This window comes from Buchnera aphidicola (Chaitophorus sp. 3695), assembly GCF_964058985.1.
GTDB lineage: Bacteria > Pseudomonadota > Gammaproteobacteria > Enterobacterales > Enterobacteriaceae > Buchnera_J > Buchnera_J aphidicola_BQ.
Genome location: NZ_OZ060379.1, coordinates 341,400 through 362,892 on the forward strand (window position 1 = coordinate 341,400; position 21,493 = coordinate 362,892).

The 21,493-nt window shown below is 18.1% G+C and carries 17 protein-coding genes; 14 read left to right on the forward strand and 3 right to left on the reverse strand.

What is annotated here, in order from left to right:
• Positions 1–7: 7 nt before the first annotated feature.
• On the reverse strand, positions 8–634 hold the full coding sequence (gmk, locus tag AB4W58_RS01545; RefSeq protein ID WP_367673936.1) for a guanylate kinase: 627 nt from the start codon (positions 632–634) through the stop codon (positions 8–10).
• Positions 635–774: 140 nt separating this feature from the next.
• On the reverse strand, positions 775–1,731 hold the full coding sequence (gene ygfZ, locus AB4W58_RS01550) for a tRNA-modifying protein YgfZ (RefSeq protein WP_367673937.1): 957 nt from the start codon (positions 1,729–1,731) through the stop codon (positions 775–777).
• 250 nt (positions 1,732–1,981) lie between these two features.
• Here ygfZ and prfB point away from each other — a divergent pair, with 250 nt between their 5' ends.
• From prfB to AB4W58_RS01595, 9 genes are all read left to right on the forward strand, one after another.
• Entirely contained in the window at positions 1,982–3,040 is a 1,059-nt protein-coding gene (prfB, locus tag AB4W58_RS01555) for a peptide chain release factor 2 (RefSeq protein WP_367674250.1), read from the forward strand.
• A gap of 3 nt (positions 3,041–3,043) precedes the next feature.
• Positions 3,044–4,543: a lysine--tRNA ligase gene (gene lysS / locus AB4W58_RS01560; RefSeq protein WP_367673938.1), complete on the forward strand. Its 1,500-nt coding sequence runs from the start codon at positions 3,044–3,046 to the stop codon at positions 4,541–4,543.
• Between the two features lie 28 nt (positions 4,544–4,571).
• Positions 4,572–5,816, forward strand: coding sequence for a diaminopimelate decarboxylase (gene lysA / locus AB4W58_RS01565; protein ID WP_367673939.1), 1,245 nt, complete (start codon positions 4,572–4,574; stop codon positions 5,814–5,816).
• Between the two features lie 646 nt (positions 5,817–6,462).
• On the forward strand, positions 6,463–7,782 hold the full coding sequence (gene miaB / locus AB4W58_RS01570; RefSeq protein ID WP_367673940.1) for a tRNA (N6-isopentenyl adenosine(37)-C2)-methylthiotransferase MiaB: 1,320 nt from the start codon (positions 6,463–6,465) through the stop codon (positions 7,780–7,782).
• A gap of 68 nt (positions 7,783–7,850) precedes the next feature.
• Positions 7,851–8,297 (forward strand): rRNA maturation RNase YbeY, encoded by a 447-nt coding sequence (ybeY, locus tag AB4W58_RS01575; protein ID WP_367673941.1) that lies wholly within the window; start codon positions 7,851–7,853, stop codon positions 8,295–8,297.
• Between the two features lie 87 nt (positions 8,298–8,384).
• Positions 8,385–8,933, forward strand: coding sequence for a CBS domain-containing protein (locus AB4W58_RS01580; RefSeq protein ID WP_367673942.1), 549 nt, complete (start codon positions 8,385–8,387; stop codon positions 8,931–8,933).
• A 93-nt stretch (positions 8,934–9,026) separates the two neighbouring features.
• Complete coding sequence (gene leuS / locus AB4W58_RS01585; RefSeq protein WP_367673943.1) at positions 9,027–11,528, forward strand: leucine--tRNA ligase; 2,502 nt, start codon at positions 9,027–9,029, stop codon at positions 11,526–11,528.
• Positions 11,529–11,578: 50 nt separating this feature from the next.
• A complete protein-coding gene (holA, locus tag AB4W58_RS01590; RefSeq protein ID WP_367673944.1) occupies positions 11,579–12,571 on the forward strand; it encodes a DNA polymerase III subunit delta in 993 nt (330 codons plus the stop codon).
• A gap of 57 nt (positions 12,572–12,628) precedes the next feature.
• Positions 12,629–12,856, forward strand: a complete 228-nt coding sequence (locus AB4W58_RS01595) for a sulfurtransferase TusA family protein (RefSeq protein WP_367673945.1) — start codon at positions 12,629–12,631, stop codon at positions 12,854–12,856.
• Between the two features lie 21 nt (positions 12,857–12,877).
• On the opposite strand, the gene asd is transcribed toward AB4W58_RS01595, so the two are convergent.
• Positions 12,878–13,993, reverse strand: a complete 1,116-nt coding sequence (gene asd / locus AB4W58_RS01600) for an aspartate-semialdehyde dehydrogenase (protein WP_367673946.1) — start codon at positions 13,991–13,993, stop codon at positions 12,878–12,880.
• A 255-nt stretch (positions 13,994–14,248) separates the two neighbouring features.
• On the opposite strand from asd, the gene AB4W58_RS01605 reads away from it, so the two are divergent.
• From AB4W58_RS01605 to AB4W58_RS01625, 5 genes are all read left to right on the forward strand, one after another.
• Positions 14,249–14,842, forward strand: a complete 594-nt coding sequence (locus AB4W58_RS01605; RefSeq protein ID WP_367673947.1) for a YhgN family NAAT transporter — start codon at positions 14,249–14,251, stop codon at positions 14,840–14,842.
• 238 nt (positions 14,843–15,080) lie between these two features.
• The gene (locus AB4W58_RS01610) at positions 15,081–16,250 is read left to right on the forward strand and encodes a phosphoglycerate kinase (protein WP_367673948.1); all 1,170 of its coding nucleotides are present in this window, start codon (positions 15,081–15,083) and stop codon (positions 16,248–16,250) included.
• 28 nt (positions 16,251–16,278) lie between these two features.
• Positions 16,279–17,364: a class II fructose-bisphosphate aldolase gene (fbaA, locus tag AB4W58_RS01615; protein WP_367673949.1), complete on the forward strand. Its 1,086-nt coding sequence runs from the start codon at positions 16,279–16,281 to the stop codon at positions 17,362–17,364.
• Between the two features lie 229 nt (positions 17,365–17,593).
• Positions 17,594–18,256 (forward strand): mechanosensitive ion channel domain-containing protein, encoded by a 663-nt coding sequence (locus AB4W58_RS01620; protein ID WP_367673950.1) that lies wholly within the window; start codon positions 17,594–17,596, stop codon positions 18,254–18,256.
• 85 nt (positions 18,257–18,341) lie between these two features.
• Positions 18,342–21,476, forward strand: coding sequence for an exodeoxyribonuclease V subunit gamma (locus AB4W58_RS01625; protein ID WP_367673951.1), 3,135 nt, complete (start codon positions 18,342–18,344; stop codon positions 21,474–21,476).
• Positions 21,477–21,493: the final 17 nt, after the last annotated feature.

Genomic DNA, 21,493 nt, shown 5'->3' on the forward strand with positions numbered 1-21,493 from the left:
AAAAAATCTATTTTTTTAATAAATTACTAATTAAACTTTTATATTTAAGACTTTGATAATAAATAGATAATTTACAAGAAGAAATAATAGATTTTAAATTAGAAAGAGCTAAATTAAAATTATCATTAATTATTAAGTAATCATATTCTAAATAATGTTTAATTTCTTTTGAAAAATTTTTCATTCTATTTAAAATTACTTGTTCATTATCTTGATTCCTTTTTTTTAATCTTAAAAATAATTCGTTCTTAGATGGAGGTAATAAAAAAATACTTTTTACATTAAGAATTTTTTTTTTTATTTGTTGAGCTCCTTGCCAATCTATATCTAAAAATATATTTCTTCCTGTAGATAATAATAAATTAATATTTTTTAATGACGTTCCATAATAATGATCAAAAACTTTAGCATATTCCAAAAATTCTTTTTTATAAATCATTAATTTAAATTTTTTTTTAGAAATAAAATTATAATCTACTCCATTTATTTCTTGAGATCTGATATCTCGAGTTGTAAATGAAATAGATATATTCATTTTTAAAGATTTTTCTTTTTTTATAAAAGACTTAATTAAACTAGATTTACCAGTACCACTAGGTGCAGAAATTATAAAAAGCATTCCTAATTTTTTCATATAAAAAGTTTATACTCATAAATGTTAATATAATAAAAATTACTTAAAATATTTCTTTATTAAAAGATTTAAAAAAATTTTCATAAAATTATTATTTATTAAAAATTTAAATATATAAATTTTCATACACAATAAAAATTTTAATAATTATAGAAATAACTATTATTTATTTTATAAATAAAATTATTTTTAAAAAATTTATTTAGAACTACTTGAGCATAAACAAATTTTTTATTTATTATTACTGAAGTTAATAAAACACCTTTTTTTATCCAAGAATGTTTATTTTTTATGTAAACTAAATCTCCAGAAATAAATTTATCATATTGATATAAACTATATAAAGTACATAAACATTTATTATTTAATTTTTTATATTTTATTTTAGATATTTGTTCTTGTCCAATATAACATCCTTTATTAAAACTTATTGCATAAGGAAATTTGTGTAAATTAATATTTTGTGGAAAAAAATTAATACAATTATTTTTCTCAATAATTGGAATATTTTCTTCAATATCTACAGATAACCATTGTTCACTTTGATTAAATACAGCATTTTTTTGAATTTTTTTTAAAAAATTGAAAACGTTTTGACGCGGATAAATAAATAAAAATCTTTCTATATTTTTTTTAAACCATAAAATTGTTATATCATCTTTATGTACGACAGGACTTTTTTTATTTGGTAAAATTTTAATTTTTTTATTTAAATAAAAACGTGCTTCTTTTCCTAATATTCCTAATAAAGTAAATTTTTTATCTACAGTAATTCTTACATTAGAAAATACAGCATATTTTTTCATTTCCTTAATTTGTTTTTTATATGTACTTTTATGTAAAATATAAAAATAACTATTTTTTTTTTTAAAAAGCAACATTGTACTCCAAACTTTTCCTTGATAATTACAATGTCCGCAAAAAAAATATTGATTAATAGAAAAAAATTTAATATCTGCGGTAATTTGACTTTGCAAATATTTTTTTTTATCTTTTCCAGAAATTTTTACTAAAATCAATTTATCTAAACATACAATAGAAAAAAATATATTTTCTGTAGGTAAAATAACATTCTTTTGGAAATAGAAATTTTTCATAATTTTAAACTTATCGAGAAATTTTTTTCAAATAAATAATAATTAAATATTATATGAAAATATAATTATTGAAAAGAAAAATATTTAAATTAAAATACATAATTTTTTAAATCATTTTAAAATATTAAATCTTTATACATTAAAAAATATATAAGGAATTTCTAATAAATATCATTTATATTATATTTATTTAAATAAGAAAATAAAAATATGAAAATAATTAAAAAAATTTTAAAAAAAATTTTAAAATATTCTACTAAATTTAAAAAAACTAAGGAATATCTTTAAATTAACAAAATATCAAGAAAAATCTAAAGAAATTAATAAAAAATTAGAAAATAAAAAAAATTGGAAAAAAATAAATTTAATTACAAATCTTAATAAAAAAAAAAAATATATTAATAAAAAAATGAATTTATTAATATCTATAAAAAATGAATTAAAAGAAAATAAAAATTTATTAAATTTATCTCATGAACTTAATGATTTATCAATATTACATGAAATTAAAAAAAATTTATCCAAAATAAAAAATCAAATTGAAAATTTAAATTTTTATAATATGTTTAAAAAAGAATATGATAAAAAAAATTGTTATATTGAAATTCAATCTGGATCTGGTGGAATAGAAGCTCAAGACTGGTCTAAAATGTTATTTAAAATGTATTTAAAATGGGCTCAAAAAAAAAATTTTAACACTAAAATAATTTCAGTATTATATGATGAATTTAATGGTATAAGATCTGCTACTATTCAAATTAAAGGACAATATTCATTTGGATGGCTGAGAACAGAGTCAGGAATACATCGATTAATACGTAAAAGTCCTTTTAATACAGGAAATAAAAGACATACTTCTTTTAGTTCAATTTTCGTTTATCCTATTATTAAAAAAAATAAAAAAATTAACATTAAAAAATCAGATTTAAAAATAGATGTATATAAAGCTTCTGGAGCAGGAGGCCAACATGTAAATAAAACAGAATCAGCTGTTAGAATCAAACATATACCAACTGGAATTATTGTTAAATGTCAAAATAATAGATCTCAACATAAAAATAAAAAATATGCAATTCAACAAATCATTTCAAAAATTTTTACTATGCAATTAAAAAATCAAGCTTTAAAAAAAAAAGAGATCGATTTTAAAAAGTTAGAAATTAATTGGGGAAATCAAATTAGATCATACATATTAGATGATTCTCGTATTAAAGATGAAAGAACGAAATTAGAAACGAGAAATACACAAAAATTTTTAAATGGAAACATCAATAAATTTATTAAAAAAAGCTTAAAACTAGGATTATAAAATATGAAAAAAAAAATTAAAAAAATTCCCTTTAAAAAAAAAGATACAAATAACGAATTTATAAATAGAAAATTAAAACTAAAAGAACTAAAAAAAAAAGGATTTAACTTTCCAAATAAATTTCAAAAAAAACATTATTTTAATCAAATATATATTAAATATAATTCTCAAAATAGAAATGAACTTCAAGATAATCAAAATAACATTCAAACCGCAGGAAGAATAATCCAAAAAAGAATTATGGGTAAAGCAATTTTTATGCGTTTACAAGATTCTGAAGGAGAAATTCAAATATATTCTAAACAAAATTCTTTAACTTCTAAAACCAATAATTTTAAAAAATTTAAAAGTCTTGATTTAGGAGATATTATAGGAGTAATTGGTATAATTTTTAAAACTAAAACGAATGAATTAACTATACATTGTCAAAAATTTATTTTATTAACAAAAGCACTTAGACCTCTTCCAGAAAAATTTCATGGATTAGTAAATAAAGATACAAGATATAGAAAAAGATACTTAGATTTTATTTCTAATAATAGTTTAAAAAAAACATTTCAAATACGATCTAAATTAATATCTATGATTAGAAATTATATGCATAAAAAAAAATTTTTAGAAGTAGAAACACCTATGTTACATAATCTTCCTGGAGGAGCTATTGCTAAACCTTTTATTACATATCATAATTCTTTAAGCAAAAAAATGTATTTAAGAATTGCTCCGGAATTATATTTAAAACGTTTAATTATAGGAGGATTTGAAAAAATATTTGAAATTAATAGAAATTTTAGAAATGAAGGTGTATCTTCACGTCATAATCCAGAATTTACAATGATGGAAATATATATTGCTTACTCTAATTATAAATATCTAATGAAATTTTTAGAAAATTTAATGCAATATTTATCAAAAAAAATTCACCATAATTATATAATTGAATATAAAAAAAATTTTTTTGATTTAAGTAAACCATTTTTAAAACTAACAATGAAAGAATCTATTATTAAATTTAATAATTTTATAGATCCAAAAGATTTAAAAAATTTAACTCAATTAAAAAAAATTACAAATAAATTACAATTAAAAATTAAACATACATGGGGAATAGGAAAAATTATTACAGAAATATTTGAAAAAACAGTAGAAAAAAAACTTATAAATCCAACTTTTATTACAGAATATCCAATAGAAGTATCTCCTTTAGCAAGAGAAAAGAATCACGATAAATATTTTTCTGACAGATTTGAATTTTTTATTGGAGGTTATGAAATAGGAAATGGATTTTCAGAATTAAATGATCCTACAGAACAAAAGAAAAGATTTAAAATGCAAAATAAAAAAAAAAAATACGATAAAGATTATATATTAGCTTTAGAACATGGTATGCCTCCTACAGCTGGATTAGGTATTGGAATTGATCGATTAACCATGATTTTTACAAATCAAAAAAACATTAAAGATGTCATAATGTTTCCTAATATGAGATTTATTAAAAAATAAACTTTACTAAATAAAAAAATAATAAAAAATGAACATTCTAATAAGAAAAAAAAATAAAGTTAATTCAAAAAAAATTTTAAAAATTATTAAAAAGTATAAAACTCCAATTTGGATATATAATAAAAAAACAATTCAAAAAAAAATATCAAAACTAAAAAAATTTGATATTATTAGATTTGCTCAAAAAGCATGTTCGAATATTCATATATTAAAAATTATGAGAAAAAATAAAGTAAAAGTTGATGCTGTTTCTTTAGGAGAAATTGAACGAGCTTTATACGCTGGTTTTAAAGGAAACAGTGAAGATATTATTTATACTTCTGATATTATTGAAGATGATACATTAGAAAAAGTTATTTTACATAATATTCCAATTAATATTGGATCTATAGATATGATTAAAAAAATTGGTAAAAGATCTCCAAAACATAAAGTGTGGATAAGAATAAATCCAGGATTTGGACATGGACATAATAAAAAAACAAATACAGGAGGAAAAAATAGTAAACATGGAATTTGGAATTTAAAAAAAGCTTTTAAATTAATTAAAAAATTCAACTTAAAATTAATTGGACTACATATCCATATTGGATCTGGTGTAAATTATATTCATTTAAAAAAAGTCTGTCATGCAATGTTAAAAGAAGCAACATCTATAAATCATAAAATATCTTATATATCAGCAGGTGGAGGTTTAACTATTCCTTATAAAAGTTATCAGGACAAAGTTAATATTGAAGACTATTATCAAATATGGAATAAATCCAGAAATCAAATTTCTAAAAAACTAAATTGTAAAATTAAACTAGAAATAGAACCCGGACGATTTTTAGTTGCTGAATCTGGTTTATTAGTATCTAAAATAGAAAGTATAAAAATTGTAAAAAATAGAACATTTATACTTTTAAATTGTGGATTTAATGAATTAATACGTCCAGTATTATATGGAAGTTACCATTATATTTCTGTGTTACCTATGGATAATAGAACTTTAGATTATGCAAAAAAAATAGAAGTAATTGTTGGCGGTCCTTTATGTGAATCAGGAGATATATTTACACAAAAAGAAAATAATATTTTATATACCATAAAAATACCAATAGTTAAAATTGGTGATTACTTAATAATTCATGATGTAGGAGCATATGGATCATCAATGTCTTCTAATTATAATAGCAGACCTTTAATTCCTGAAATTTTAGTAAAAAAAAATAGTTTTATACAAATAAGAAGACGACAAACTATAAAAGAAATGTTATCTTTAGAACTTTAATGCTATGCTTAAATTTCATATAAAATATTTATTAATATTTTAAATATTAAATTGAAACAACAAATAGAATATGTTTGTTTTCTTTAAAATAATATTTTTAAATGTTTATTTAAAAAATTATTTTAAATATTTTTAATTATAATTAACACAATATTTTATATAAATAAAAAATTATTTTATATTTAAAATTTTTAAATAATTTAATATATTTATTAATTTTATAAAAAATAATTAAATAAATTATATTATAAAAGACATTACTAATATTTTTACATATAAAAAATTAAAAAAATTAAAAATATATTTCAAATTATTAAAAAATAAGAAAAATAAACAATATAAAAAAAATTAGAACTTTATTTTTTTTAGTTACTAAATAAAAAATCAATTTTAAAAAAAATAATATATAAATTATTTTAAAAAAATAATATTTCTATTATTATTTCAAAATATTATATTTATTAAAAAAATTCAATATATTTTAAAAAAAATATTTAAAATTAATTAATCTATAAAAATAATATAAAAATACAAAAAATAAAATCTAAAATTTTAAAATTAAAAAATTAAAAATATTGTTTTTTACATAAAGTCTGATATTAAAATATAAATATATTTCAAAATATAAATGTTATTAAAAAAAATCATGAAAAAAATACATATAAAAACATGGGGTTGCCAGATGAATGAATATGATTCATCTATAATATTTCATGTACTTCAAAAAAAATTAAAATATATTGCAACAAAAAATGCAGAAAAATCTGATTTAATCATTTTAAATACATGCTCTATACGAGAAAAAGCACAAGAGAAACTATTTGATCAATTAGGAAGATGGAAAAAATTAAAACATATAAATAAAAAATTAATTATAGCTGTAGGAGGATGTGTAGCTGCACAAGAAAAAAAAAATATTTATAAAAGAGCACCATATGTAGATATAATTTTTGGACCAAAAACAATTCATCGTTTACCTAAAATCATTAAAAAAATTTATAAAAAAAGAAAAAAAATTATAAATATTCAATCAAATAGTTTAAAAAAATATAAATTTTATAAACATCATTCTTTAAAAAAGATTAGTGAATATATTTCTATTATGGAAGGGTGTAATAAATGCTGTTCGTTTTGTATTGTTCCACATACTCGAGGCAAAGAAATCAGTCGAAATCCTGAAGAAATTTTATCTGAAGCAAATTTTTTAGCGAATAACGGAACTAAAGAAATAATTTTATTAGGGCAAAATGTAAACTCATATAAAGGTAAATCTATTAATAAATCTATTTTAAAATTATCAAATTTAATAAAATTAATATCTAAAATTGATCAAATAAAAAGAATACGTTTTATTACAAGCAATCCTATGGAATTTACAGATGATTTAATTAAAATTTATAAAAAAGTACCAAAATTAGTTAGCTATTTACATTTACCTGTACAAAGTGGTTCAAATAGAATTTTAAAAAAAATGAGAAGAGCCTATAATATTTCAATATATAAAAAAATTATACAAAAATTAATTTTATATAGACCGAATATACAAATTACTTCTGATTTTATTATTGGTTTTCCTGGAGAAACAAGAGAAGATTTTCAAAAAACATTAAAATTAATTGATGAAATAAAATTTGATATGAGTTTTAGTTTTATTTATTCAAAACGACCTGGTACACCAGCAGCACGTTTATTAGATTCTGTTAGTTTACAAGAAAAAAAAGAAAGATTATATTTTTTACAAAAAAAAATACAAAAAAATACAAAATTTTGGAGTAAAAAAATGATTGGAACACGTCAAAAAGTATTAGTAGAAAAATTTATATACAAAAATAATATAAAAAAATTATTTGGAAAAACTCAAAATAATAGAACAGTTTTATTTAAAGGATCTAAAAAATTAATTGGAAAAATTATTAATGTTAAAATTAAAAACGCACATATGCAAACTTTAAAAGGAGAATTATAAAATATTTTATTAAAATAAAAATTTTTAAAATATTTAATTTTATATAATTTTAAATGATTAAAATAAATATGAAATATTCCGTAGAAATAAAAAAAAATATTCCAAAAAAAAAATTAATAAAAAAATGGGTTAAAAAAATTATAAAAAATTCTATAAAAAAAACAATAATTACAATAAAAATTGTTAATAAAAATAAAATAAAAAAATTAAATTATCTTTATAAACATAAAAATAAACAAACAAATATTTTATCTTTTACTATTATAGATCCTCAAGAAAATAATAATACATTCTTAATGGGAGATTTAGTAATTTGTAAAAGCATTATTGAAAAAGAATCAAAAAAATATTGTATAAAAATATCTGAACGATGGGCACATATGATTATTCACGGTGTATTGCATTTAATGGGTTATGTACATAATAATTTATCTAGTCAAAAAAAAATGGAAACATTAGAAATCAAAAACATGATTTCTTTAGGATTTAAAAATCCATATTTTTATAATAAATAATGTTAATTTAAAAATATTTAACTTTAATTATAAATATAATTTATATAAAAATATTTATAATATTAATTTAAAAGAGATATACAGAATATGTATAACAAAAAAGGATTTATTTTAAAATTTTTTAACAAAATTTTTAGCGAAGAACCACAAGATAAAAAAGAACTATTATATTTTATAAATAAATCTAAAAAAAATAAATTAATTGTACAAAATACTTATAACATTGTTAAAAAAGTAATTAATTTAGAAAATAAAAAAGTAAAAGATATCATGGTTCCTAGAACTCAAATGATTACATTAAATATTCATGATACATTAAAAAAATGTTTAAAAATCACTATTCAATCATCGTATTCAAGATTTCCAATCATGAGTTATGATAAAAATCACATCATAGGATTTTTAATAGCTAAAGATTTATTTAAAAATATATACAATGATCAAAAAAATTTTTTATTAAAAAAAATAATTAAAAAACCTGTAATTATTCCTGATAGCCAAAATCTTAATAGAACCTTAAAAGAATTTTATCTTAATAAAAATTATATGTCTATCGTTATAGATGAATTTGGAATTATTACTGGATTAATAACTATTAAAGATATTTTAAAGCATTTGTTCAAAAAAATAAAATAATTAAAATTCTTTTAAGATTCTCATATAATTTTTTTTAAAAAAATAATAAAAAATTTTAAAGTATTTATAAGAAATTACATATAAGGAATATAAATGAAGAAAAAATATGATTTTATTAAAATTGAAAAACAAATACAATATAAATGGAAAAAAAAAAATAGTTTTCAAGCTTTCGAAAATTTAAAAAAAAAAAAATATTATTGTGTTCCTATGCTTCCTTATCCTTCTGGAAAATTACATATAGGTCATGTAAGAAATTATACAATTAGTGATGTCATATCAAGATATCAACGAATGCTAGGAAAAAATGTTTTACAACCAATAGGATGGGATGCATTTGGATTACCTGCTGAAATAGCAGCAATCAAAAATAAAGAAAAACCAAAAGATTGGACACAAAAAAATATTCAATATATGAAAAAACAATTAAAATCTTTAGGTTTTAGTTATGATTGGAACAGAGAAATCTCTACATGTAATCCAAAATATTATAAATGGGAACAATGGTTTTTTATTCAACTATATAAAAAAAAATTAGTATATAAAAAAACTTCTTTAGTAAAATGGTGTAAAAAAGATAAAACTGTTTTAGCAAATGAACAAGTTATTAAAGGAAAATGTTGGAGATGTGATACTAAAGTTATTTTAAAAAATATTCCACAATGGTTTCTAAAAATAAGAAAATATGCAGAAGAATTATATCAAGATATAAAAACATTAAAAATGTGGCCTAAAAAAGTTAAAAATATGCAAAAAAACTGGATTGGAAGAACTAAAGGAATAGAAATAAATTTAACATTAAAAAAAAATAAAAAAATTATTCAAGGATATACTATTAGACCTTATAGTCTATTAGATGCAGAATATATAGCAATAGCTCCAGATCATGAATCTGTTATAGAATTAATTAAAAATAATTCTAAACTTTATAAATTTATTAAAAAACAAAAAAAAAAATTAGCATCTGTTTCAAATTTTAAAAAAATTCAAAATATCGGAATAAATACAAATGAAATTGCAATTAATCCTTTAAATAAAAAAGAATTACCAATTTGGATCGCTAATTTTGTTTCTATTGAATATGGAAAAAATATTATTATTGCATCTCCTAAACATAATTTAATAGAATTTAATTTTTATAAAAAAAATATAAATTATTTAAAAAATAATTCTTTGAAAATTTCAAAAAAAAATATTTTTAAAATTAATAAAAAAATATTATTTCAAGTAAAAAATAAAAAAATAGGAAAAATTACAAAAAAATATAAATTACAAGATTGGAACATATCTAGACAAAGATATTGGGGCGCTCCAATTCCAATAGCAACAACAAAAAACAATAAAATCATAACTATTCCAGAAAAAAAATTACCAGTATTATTGCCTAAATTTAATGATTATCATAATCAAGATAAATTAAAAAAATGGACTAATATAAAAATAAATGGAGTAAACGCAATAAGAGAAAATGATACATTTGATACTTTTATGGAATCTTCTTGGTATTATACTAGATATACATGTCCAAACTTTTCAAAAGGTATGATTGATTTTAATACTGCAAAATACTGGTTACCAATAGATCAATATGTAGGAGGAATTGAACATTCTACTATGCATTTAATATATTTTAGATTTTATCATAAATTATTAAGAGATTTTAATTTAGTTTCGCATAATGAACCAGTCAAAAAATTATTATGCCAAGGTATGGTTTTATCAGATGCATTTTATTATTTAAAAAATAAAAATACACGAGTATGGATTAATCAAAAAAATCTTAAAATAAAAAAAAATGATAAAGGACAAATTATTTCTATAAAAAACTTAAATCACAAAAAAGTTATTTATGCAGGAATAATGAAAATGTCTAAATCTAAAAATAATGGCGTCAATCCTCAAAAAATTATTAAAAAATATGGAGCAGATTCAATAAGATTATTTATTATGTTTGCAGCACCAGTAGAATCTGATTTATATTGGAATGAACGTGGATTAAAAGGAATGCATAAATTTTTAAAAAAAATATGGAATATATGTTATATAAATATATCTATTTTTAAAAAAAATAAAAAAAAAAATTTTAATTCATATCAAAAAGAAAATCATAAAACATACTCTTATTTATTTGAAACAATATTAAAAGTTTCTCAAGATATTCAAAAAAAACAATCGTTTAATACTGCTATATCTCATATTATGAAATTTTTTAAATATTTAAAAAAAAATGTTATAAAAAAAAATAATCATTATATAATAATTAGAGAATGTTTAATTGTTATTTTAAAATTATTAAATCCATTTACTCCACATTTTAGTTATAAAATTTTAAAAAAATTTCAAAAACAATCTAATTTTAATATACATAATTGGCCTGAAATAAATAAAAAATATATTTTATCTCCAATAAATAAAATTATTATTCAAATTAACGGAAAAATATGTTGCATTATTTCAACTAAAAAAAAATTATCTGAAAAAGAAATTTTTAATAAAGCTATCAAAAAAAATCAAGTCATAAAAAAACTTAATACAAAAAAAATTATAAAAACATTTTTTATTCCTGAAAAAATTTTAAATTTAATCACAACATAGTTAAATGAGTTTTTAAAAAATAAAAAATAATAACATCATATGTATATTCAATGAATCATATAAATTTAAAAAAAATTATAAATAATATTTATAAAAAAAAAAAATATAACTATATAATTTATGGAACAAAAAATATTCTCATACAAAAGTATCAAGATATAATTTTAAAAACATTTAATAAGATAAATCTTATAAACTATAAAAAAATTGAAATAAAAAATCAAAAAAATTGGGAAAATTTTTTTTATGAATGTAAAAAAAAAGATTTTTTATTTAAAAAAAAAATAATTATTTTAAAAATATTTACTAATAATATACAAAAAAAAATTATTGATAAAATAAAAAAAAATAATATTTTATTTAAATCTAATATTATTTTATTAATTTTAAACGAAAAAAATTATAAAAATATTATTAAACAAAATATGGAAAATATTTTTTTACATAATTTTACTTTTATTCCATGTTTTGAATTAAACAAAGAAGAATTTTTAAATTGGATCGAAGAATATCTAGAAAATAATTTAATTAAAAATACAGCAAAAATTTTTTTATATAAAAATTATTATTCAAATATTGAATTATTACATCAAAATTTAGATATGATTGCGTTAGTTTTTCCAAACCAAGAAATTACTATCAATCATATAAAAAAAATAATTTTTACAGAAGAAACATATACAATATTTCAATGGATTCATTATTTATTTTTAGGGAAATATAAAAAATCTTTATTAATATTAAATAATTTATATAAAAATAAAATTTCTCCTTTAAGTTTAATAAGATACTTAGAAAATCAAATAATTATATTGATTTTGTTAAAAAAAGAAAAAAATTATATTAAAAAAAAAAAAATTTTGAATGAAAAAAGAATTTGGAAAAATACACAAAAATTTTATATTTATGCTAGTAAAAAAAATAATTATAAAAGTTTGTTAAAAATTATAAGGTATTTAACGAGAATCGAAGTATCTATTAAAAAAATTAAGAAAAAATCAATATGGATAATTCTAAAAGAAATATCTTTAATGTTTAATTAAAAAAAAATAAATTAATATAAAAATTTTATAAAGATTGATAATTAAATTATATAAACAATGAAAAAAAAAAATATTTTAAATTTAATAGGACTTAGATGTCCGGATACTATGCTTTTCTTAAAAAAAAAACTCCGATCATTAAAAATCGGAGATTTAATTATAATTATCACAGATGATATAACAACAAAAAAAGAAATACCTCTTTTATGTAATTTTTTAAATTATATTTTAATCAAATCTAATATTTTAAAAATTCCTTACTCATATTTTTTAAAAAAAAAATGAATATTTTAAATTTAAAAATTTTTAAACTAAAAATTTTAACATTCTTCTTAATGGTTCAGCTGCTCCCCATAATAATTGATCTCCTATAGTAAAAGCAGATAAATATTTTGATCCAATGTTTAATTTTCTCAATCTACCTATAGGAATGTTTAAAGTTCCTGTTACAGATAATGGAGTTAATTCTTTTAAAGTAGATTCTTTATCATTTGAAATAACTTTCACCCATTTATTATCATTTGATAATATTTCTTCTATTTTATGTAAACTTATATCTTTTTTTAATTTGATAACAAAAGATTGACTATGACAACGCAAAGAACTTACTCGTACGCATGTTCCATCAATTAAAACTCTGTTGTTATTTTCAGTTGATAAAATTTTATTAGTTTCTGATTCCATTTTCCATTCTTCTTTACTTTGCCCATTTGGCATACTAGAATCAATCCATGGAATTAAATTTAAGATTAAAGGTATCAGAAAATTTTTTTTTGGAAAATCAAAATTTTTTGTAATACTAGTAATATTTTTTTCAATTTTTAAAATAGATTGAGAAAACGTAGATTTTTTAGATAAATATTGATTTAAAAAATTAATTTGCTCTAATAATTCTTTAATATATTTGGATCCAGCTCCAGAAGCAGCTTGATAAGTAGAAAAAGAAACCCATTTAATTAAATTTTGACGAAATAATCCACCTAAAGCTAACATCATTAAACTAACAGTACAATTTCCACCTACAAAAGTTTTAATTCCATTATAAATAGCATTTTTTATATGCATATGATTAATTGGATCTAAAACAATTAAAGCATCTTTATTCATTCTTAAATCTGATGCCGCATCTATCCAATATCCTGACCATCCAGAAGAACGTAAAATTGGAAAAACTTTTTGAGTATATAAGCTACCTTGACATGTTATAATAATATCTAATTTCTTTAATTCTTCTATATTATAGGCATCTTTTAAGAAACCTGGAAATAAAAAATTACTAAATTTAGGATTTTTTTCACCAATTTGAGAAGTAGAAAAGAAAATTGATTTAATATGTAAAAAATCTTTTTCTTCTAACATTCTTTTTAACAATACAGATCCTACCATACCTCTCCAACCAATAAATCCAACTTTTTTTTTCATAATATTCATTAAAGATTAAATATTAAAAATTTTTTAATAAAATTTTTAAAAAATAATCACCTCTTAGAATTTTTAAAAAAAAATAAAAATATTTAAAAAATTAATTTTATAATATTATATTAAAATATTTTAAAAAAATATTTTTATATATATAAAATTTAAAAAATAAAATTATTTTAAATAAATTATTATTATATAATTAATAATATTTATTATAACCGATTTTAAAAAAAAAAATAAAAATGGAAAAAAATAATGCAAACAATAATTTCTATTACTATATTACTAATTTTAATTATGGATCCATTAGGTAATTTACCTGTATTTATGACTGTTTTAAAAAACTTTAATTCAAAAGAACGTCGTCTAATATTAATTAGAGAAATGTGTATCGCTTTATGTATTATGATACTTTTTTTATTCTCTGGAGAAAATATTTTAAATTTTTTAAATTTAAAAACAGAAACTGTATCTATTTCTGGAGGAATAATATTATTTTTCATTGCTATAAAAATGATTTTTCCAAATCATGAAAATGAAAATCATGTAAAAGTTGTTCATGAAGAACCATTTTTAGTGCCTTTAGCAGTACCCTTAGTAGCTGGACCTTCTGTTTTAGCTACTTTAATGTTACTATCTCATCAATATGCAAAAAATATGAATTATTTAATTATTTCTTTATTCATTTCTTGGAGTATAACATTAATTACATTATTAATGTCTGATGCTTTTCTAAATATCTTTGGAAAAAAAGTAGTAAATGTTTTAGAAAGATTAATGGGACTAATATTAATTATGTTATCCACACAAATGTTTCTTAACGGTATAAAAATATGGTTAAAAAGTTAATTTAAAACAAATTAAAAAATTATATTTTACATAAATATTTAGAAAAAAATCGAATATAAAAAATTTATTATCTAATACAAAATAAAAAAATTTTTTATATTTAATAAATATAAATTTTTTAAAAATTAAATTATCTTTAATAACAAAATAATTTATATTTAATATAAATAAAAAAATATATTAAATATAAAATTCTTTATATATTTTCATTAATTATAAAAAATTTTAAGAGTAAAATATGCTTATCAATGAAATGAAAAAAATTAATATAAAAAAAAAAAAAATATTAATTAGATTAGATTTAAATGTACCTATTCAAAATAATAAAATTACATCATATGCTCGTATTAAAGCATCTTTGCCTACAATAAAGTTAGCATTAAAAAATAAATCAAAAATTATGATTTTATCTCATTTAGGACGACCTATAGAAAATAAATTTGATAAAAAATATTCATTATTTCCAATATTTAAATATTTAAAAAAGAAAATAAAAAATACAAAGATTCATTTTTTAAAAAACATATATGATCAAATAAAAATTAATTATGGAGAAATTATAATATTTGAAAACGTACGATTTAATCTCGGTGAAAAAGAAAATAATACAAAATTAGCAAAAAAATATGCTTCTTTATGTGATATTTTTGTTATGGATGCATTTGGTACTGCTCATAGAATGGAAGCATCTACTTACGGAGTAGGAATGTTCGCAAAAATTTCATGTGCAGGACCTTTACTTATGTCTGAAATTAAATCTTTAAAAAAATCTATAAAAAAACCTAAAAGACCATTAATAACAATATTAGGAGGATCAAAAATATCTACAAAATTTAATGTTTTAAAAAAATTAGCTAAAATATCAGATACTACAATAGTAGGAGGAGGTATAGCAAATACGTTTTTAGCCATTAAAAATAATATTGGAAAATCTCTTTATGAAAAAAATTTTGTTAAATTAGCTAAAAAACTTCTAGAAAAATATAATATTATTATACCTATTGATTCAAGAACATTAAATGTACATGATAAAAAAAATACATATCTAATGAAAGATTCTAATTTAATTTCTGATAATGAAGAAATTATGGATATAGGTGATCAAAGTATAAAAAAAATAATTAAAATAATAAAAAAAGCAAAAACTATTATTTGGAATGGTCCTGTAGGAGTTTTTGAATCTAAAAAATTTCGTTTAGGAACAGAAAAAATTTCTTATGCTATTGCAAATAATAAAAATTCTTTTTCTTTGGCTGGAGGAGGAGATACATTAGCTGTTATAGAGATGTTTAATATAAAAAAAAAAATTTCATATATTTCTACTGGAGGAGGAGCATTCCTAGAATTCATTGAAGGAAAAAAATTGCCATCTATTCAAATGTTACAAAAAAAATATATAAAAAATTAATATAACTATAAGGAATTATAAAAATTATATGAAAAAAATTAATAAAAAAATGCCTATAGGTGTTTTAAATGGATCTGAAACTAAAGAAATTTTTGAATTAGCTAAAAAAAATAATTATGCTATACCATCTATTAATTGTATTAATACTGATTCTATAAACACTATATTAAAAACAGCTAACTATATGAAATCTCCTGTAATTATACAGTTTTCATATGGAGGATCTACTTTTCTTTCTGGAAAAGAAAACACTAATAATAAAAAATTATTTCAAGAAGCAATAGATGGAGCTATATCAGGAGCTCAACATATTCATTTAATGTCAAAATATTATAATATTCCAATTATCTTACATACTGATCATTGTAATAAAGAATTATTACCTTGGATTCAAGGTTTAATTAAGGTTGGAGAAAAATTTTTTAAAGATCATCAACGTCCTTTATTTTCTTCTCATATGTTAGACTTATCACAAGAATCATTAAAAAATAATATCAAAACTTGTTCTAAATATTTAAAAAAAATGAATAAGATAAATATGCTTTTAGAAATTGAACTTGGTTGTACTGGAGGAGAAGAAGACGGAATTGATAATACAAATTTAGAAAAAAAATACTTGTATACAAAACCAAAAGAAGTCAATTACGCCTATCAAAAACTTTCTAAAATTAGTCCACTTTTTTCAATTGCAGCATCTTTTGGAAATGTTCATGGAGTATATAAAAAAGGAAATATAGATTTAAAACCTAAAATATTAAAAAAATCTCAAATATATGTACAACACAAAAACAATATATCTCAAGTTAATCCTTTAAATTTCGTTTTTCACGGAGGTTCAGGATCATCTTTATCAGATATTCATAAATCTATTAAATATGGTGTTGTAAAAATAAATTTTGATACAGATATACAATGGTTTACATGGGAAGGTATATTAAAATTTTATAAAAAATATAAAAATTATTTACAAAGTCAATTAGGTAATCCTCAAGGTATTAACCAACCTAATAAAAAATATTATGATCCAAGAAATTGGATAAAAAAATCGCAAAATAATACTTATTTAAAACTACAAAAAATCTTTAAAAATTTAAATGCAATCAATATACTATAAAAAATTATTATAATTTATCATTATTTATATAAATTTATTCAATCTTTTATAATATAAAATAAAAATTAATATTTTAAAAAAATATAAAATCGTTTATTATAAAAGATCAAACAAAATAAAATTATTAAGAAATTTTATTTTATAAAACTATAACTTTATTTATAATAATTGAAATTTTTTAAAAATATTTCATTTATTTAATAAATACAATTTCATTGGATTTAAAAATATGTTGAAATACATACTTATAATTATTGCGATCGTTCTAGCATTAGGTCATATAAGTACTGTTCAACCAACATTTTTTATTGCAATTCTTGGAACATTAGGAATGGCTACAGGATTAACTCTGCAAGGAACTATATCAAATTTTACTGCTGGAATTTTATTAAAAATTTTTAGACCTTTCAAGTTAGGAGAATATGTCAGTTTAGAAAAAATATCAGGAACAATATTAAACATAGATATATTTTATACAATTTTACGTACAATAGATGGTAAAATTGCTGTTATTCCTAATAATAGAATTATGTCTGGAGAAATTGTAAATTATTCTAGAGCTTCTATTCGAAGAAATGAATTTTTTATACATGTTGCTCATGATTCTGATATCAAACTAGTAATTTCAGTATTGAAAAAAGTTGTCAATAAAGAAGAACGCGTTGTGCAAAATCCAGATGTATTAATTGGACTTCATGAATTATCTCCAAATTCTTTAAATTTTGTAGTAAGATGTTGGAGTAAAACACAAGAATTACAAATAGTATATTGGGACCTAATGTATAAGTTTAAAAAAGAATTAGATAAAAATAATATTCACATTGCATGTTCTGATCATTTTTCAAAATTTCTAAAATCTAAAAAAATAAAAAAAATATCAAAAAAAAAATAACAAATCATAAAAAGTAATTAAATTATAAAATTATTTAGCATTAAAATAATTCAATTTAATTACTTGAAATGTATTAAAAAAAATTATGATAAAAATTTATACTTCTAATGATTTAAATTATTTAATAAGAAAAATATGTAGTTTTATAAAAAAAAAAAATAACAATATATTTTTAAAAGAAATAATTATTGTAGAAGATAAAGCAATGATTTCTTTTATTGAAAATAAAATATCAAAAATTCTTGGAATAAATAGTAATATTTCTTATATTTCAATTAAAAAATTTATATTTAATATTTTAAAAAAAAATATATATAATAAAAAATTTTTATTCAACGAATCATGCATTTTATGGGAATTAATAAGTTTATCTCCAAAATATACGAAATATTTTTCATTTAACAAAAAAGATTCAGATTTAATTAAATTTAAATATTTTAAAACTTTATCAAAAATTTTATATGAATACTCTATTCATCGTCCAAATTGGATTGTAGATTGGGAAAATAAAAAATATACTATATTAAATAAAAATAATACACTATATAATATACAAAAAAAAATCTGGAATAAAATAATTTATACTAAAAAAATACAAAAAAAATATCATATTCCCTATCTAATTAAAAATTTTAATAAAAATAATATTCAATCTATAAATTTACCTAATCGATTATTCTTATTAAATCCATGTAATTATGCATTTACATATTTTAAAATTTTAAAAAAAATTAGTAATATTACAGAAATTTATTTTTTTATATGTACTCCATTTCAAAATTTAAATTCTCTGAAAAAAAAAAATTATAATAATTCAAATTCTTTTATCTCTCATTGGTATAAAGATCATTTAAAACAAATAAAATACATCTTTAATTTAACAACAAATATTAAACAAAAATATATCATTAATTATAATAAAACCTTATTAGGAAATATTCAAAATCAAATTAAAAATATACATACAAATAATATTTTAAAAAAAAAAAATAATTTTTCTAATGATGACTCAATTTCAATTCATGAATGCCATAGTTATTTAAGAGAAATAGAAATTTTATATGATAATATATCATACATCTTAAATACAAATAAAAATATTGAACCTAAACATATTATCGTTAAAACAGAAAACATTGAAAACTATATTCCATTTATTCAATCAGTTTTCATTTCAGAAAATCAAAAAAATAAAATTCCTTTTAAAATTTATAAAAAAAAATTTTCTAATAGTAAAATTTTGTATATTTTTAATAAAATTTTAGAATTACCAGAAAATAAATTTAAATCTGAAAAAATATTAAATTTTTTAAATTTTTCTTTTATTTCTAAAAAATTTTTAATTAATAAAAAAGAATTTAAAATAATAAAAAAATGGATTAAAGATACAAATATTAGATGGGGAATTGATCAAAATCATAAAAAAAAAATACATCATATCCCTATTAATCAAAATACTTGGAATGAAGGTATTAAAAAAATTATTATGGGATATGGAGTAAAAAATTATATTTTATGGAAAAAAATTCTTCCATATAATATTAACGAAAAAAAAGAAATCAAAATATTAGAAAAGATTTTATTTTTTATAAAAATTTTAAAAAAATGGAGAAAAAAGTTATCTACTAAAAAAAATATTTATTCTTGGAAAAAAATATATTTACAAATAATTAATGATTTTTTTTATTTAAATGTAAAACAAAAAAAAAAAATTAAATATATTGAAAAAGAATGGAATATAATTTTAAAAAATATTTCAAACAGTTCATATAAAAAAAGAATATCAATTAAAATTATTCAATATGAAATTAATAAAAAATTAAAAAATATTTTAACATATAACAAAAATAATTATAATTGTATAACATTTTCTCATTTTAAAAATTTTAGAACAATCCCTTTTAAAATTACCTATATATTAGGTATGAATTATCATGAATTTCCTAAAAAAAATATTCAAAAACATGAAAATTTATTATATATAGACAAACAAAATAATAACTATAAAAAAAATTCAGAAGAATATTTTATGTTCTTAGAACTATTATATTTTACTCAAAAAAAAATTTTTATTAGTTATATAAATAATTCATATGATTCAATAAAAAACCAATCTTATTCTATAATTTTAAATCAATTTAATATATACATACAAGAAAATTTTTTTTTAAAAAAAGATTTCTTTAAAAATTTATTATTTATACATCCAAAATATAGTTTTGAAAGAAAAAATTTTCATATAAAAAATAATTTTCATAGTTTTCATTCAAAATGGATTTTATCAAAAAATACAAAAAAAAAAATTAGCTTTAAAAAAAATATTAAAATACCATTATCATATAAAATAAAAAATATACATATCAAAAATTTATTATCTTTTTGGAATAATCCTATTAAATATTTTTTTCATAATAGATTAAAAATTTTTTATCAAAGAGAAATATTAGATAATTATAATCAAGAACCTTTTTACATAGATAAAAAAAATCATTATTTATTAAGTGAAAAAATTCTTAACTATATGATTTTTAAAAAAGATCTAGATAGTTTATTTAAAATAATATCTTCTATGGGAATTTTACCTCATGGAAATCTTGGCAAAACTTACTTAAATTATCAATTTAAAAAAATAAAAAAAATATTTATAAAAATTAAAAAAATGAATATATCTTTAAAAAATAAATATATTGAATTTAAAATAAATAGATATATTATTCAAGGAAATTTAAAAAATATTACTGAAAAAGGTTTATTACGTTGGAAATCTTTTAATTTAAATCACTATAACAAAATTACTTTCTGGATAGAACATTTAATATATTGTATTCAAAATGGAAAATATCATAGCTCTTATATAGGTATGAATAATAAAATTACTTTTAGAAATCTTAAAAAAGATTTAGCTGAAAAATATTTATTAAAATATATTTTAGGATATATTCAAGGATTAAAAAAACCAATAATTTTAACAAACACAGGATTAAGTTGGTTTCATTATATGTATGATAAAAAAAAAAAAAAGATCTCCAATAAAAATAAAATTATTAAATATAGTAAAAAAAAAATTATAGATATATGGAATGGAAATAAATATGTATTAGGAGAAAAAAAAGATCCGTATATTAAAAAACTTTATACATTATTTCATCATAACTTTATACAAAAAACATGTCAAACATGCAAATATTGGATGCTTCCAATATATGAAAATTCAATATAAAATTTTTACTATTAAAA

Coding starts and splice junctions, on each gene's coding strand:
- ybeY (WP_367673941.1), top strand. CDS start 7,851: ATGAAATATTCCGTAGAAATAAAAAAAAATATTCCAAAAAAAAAATTA.
- AB4W58_RS01580 (WP_367673942.1), top strand. CDS start 8,385: ATGTATAACAAAAAAGGATTTATTTTAAAATTTTTTAACAAAATTTTT.
- gmk (WP_367673936.1), bottom strand. CDS start 634: ATGAAAAAATTAGGAATGCTTTTTATAATTTCTGCACCTAGTGGTACT.
- asd (WP_367673946.1), bottom strand. CDS start 13,993: ATGAAAAAAAAAGTTGGATTTATTGGTTGGAGAGGTATGGTAGGATCT.
- AB4W58_RS01625 (WP_367673951.1), top strand. CDS start 18,342: ATGATAAAAATTTATACTTCTAATGATTTAAATTATTTAATAAGAAAA.
- AB4W58_RS01610 (WP_367673948.1), top strand. CDS start 15,081: ATGCTTATCAATGAAATGAAAAAAATTAATATAAAAAAAAAAAAAATA.
- AB4W58_RS01620 (WP_367673950.1), top strand. CDS start 17,594: ATGTTGAAATACATACTTATAATTATTGCGATCGTTCTAGCATTAGGT.
- ygfZ (WP_367673937.1), bottom strand. CDS start 1,731: ATGAAAAATTTCTATTTCCAAAAGAATGTTATTTTACCTACAGAAAAT.
- fbaA (WP_367673949.1), top strand. CDS start 16,279: ATGAAAAAAATTAATAAAAAAATGCCTATAGGTGTTTTAAATGGATCT.
- miaB (WP_367673940.1), top strand. CDS start 6,463: ATGAAAAAAATACATATAAAAACATGGGGTTGCCAGATGAATGAATAT.
- AB4W58_RS01605 (WP_367673947.1), top strand. CDS start 14,249: ATGCAAACAATAATTTCTATTACTATATTACTAATTTTAATTATGGAT.
- holA (WP_367673944.1), top strand. CDS start 11,579: ATGAATCATATAAATTTAAAAAAAATTATAAATAATATTTATAAAAAA.
- lysS (WP_367673938.1), top strand. CDS start 3,044: ATGAAAAAAAAAATTAAAAAAATTCCCTTTAAAAAAAAAGATACAAAT.
- leuS (WP_367673943.1), top strand. CDS start 9,027: ATGAAGAAAAAATATGATTTTATTAAAATTGAAAAACAAATACAATAT.
- lysA (WP_367673939.1), top strand. CDS start 4,572: ATGAACATTCTAATAAGAAAAAAAAATAAAGTTAATTCAAAAAAAATT.
- AB4W58_RS01595 (WP_367673945.1), top strand. CDS start 12,629: ATGAAAAAAAAAAATATTTTAAATTTAATAGGACTTAGATGTCCGGAT.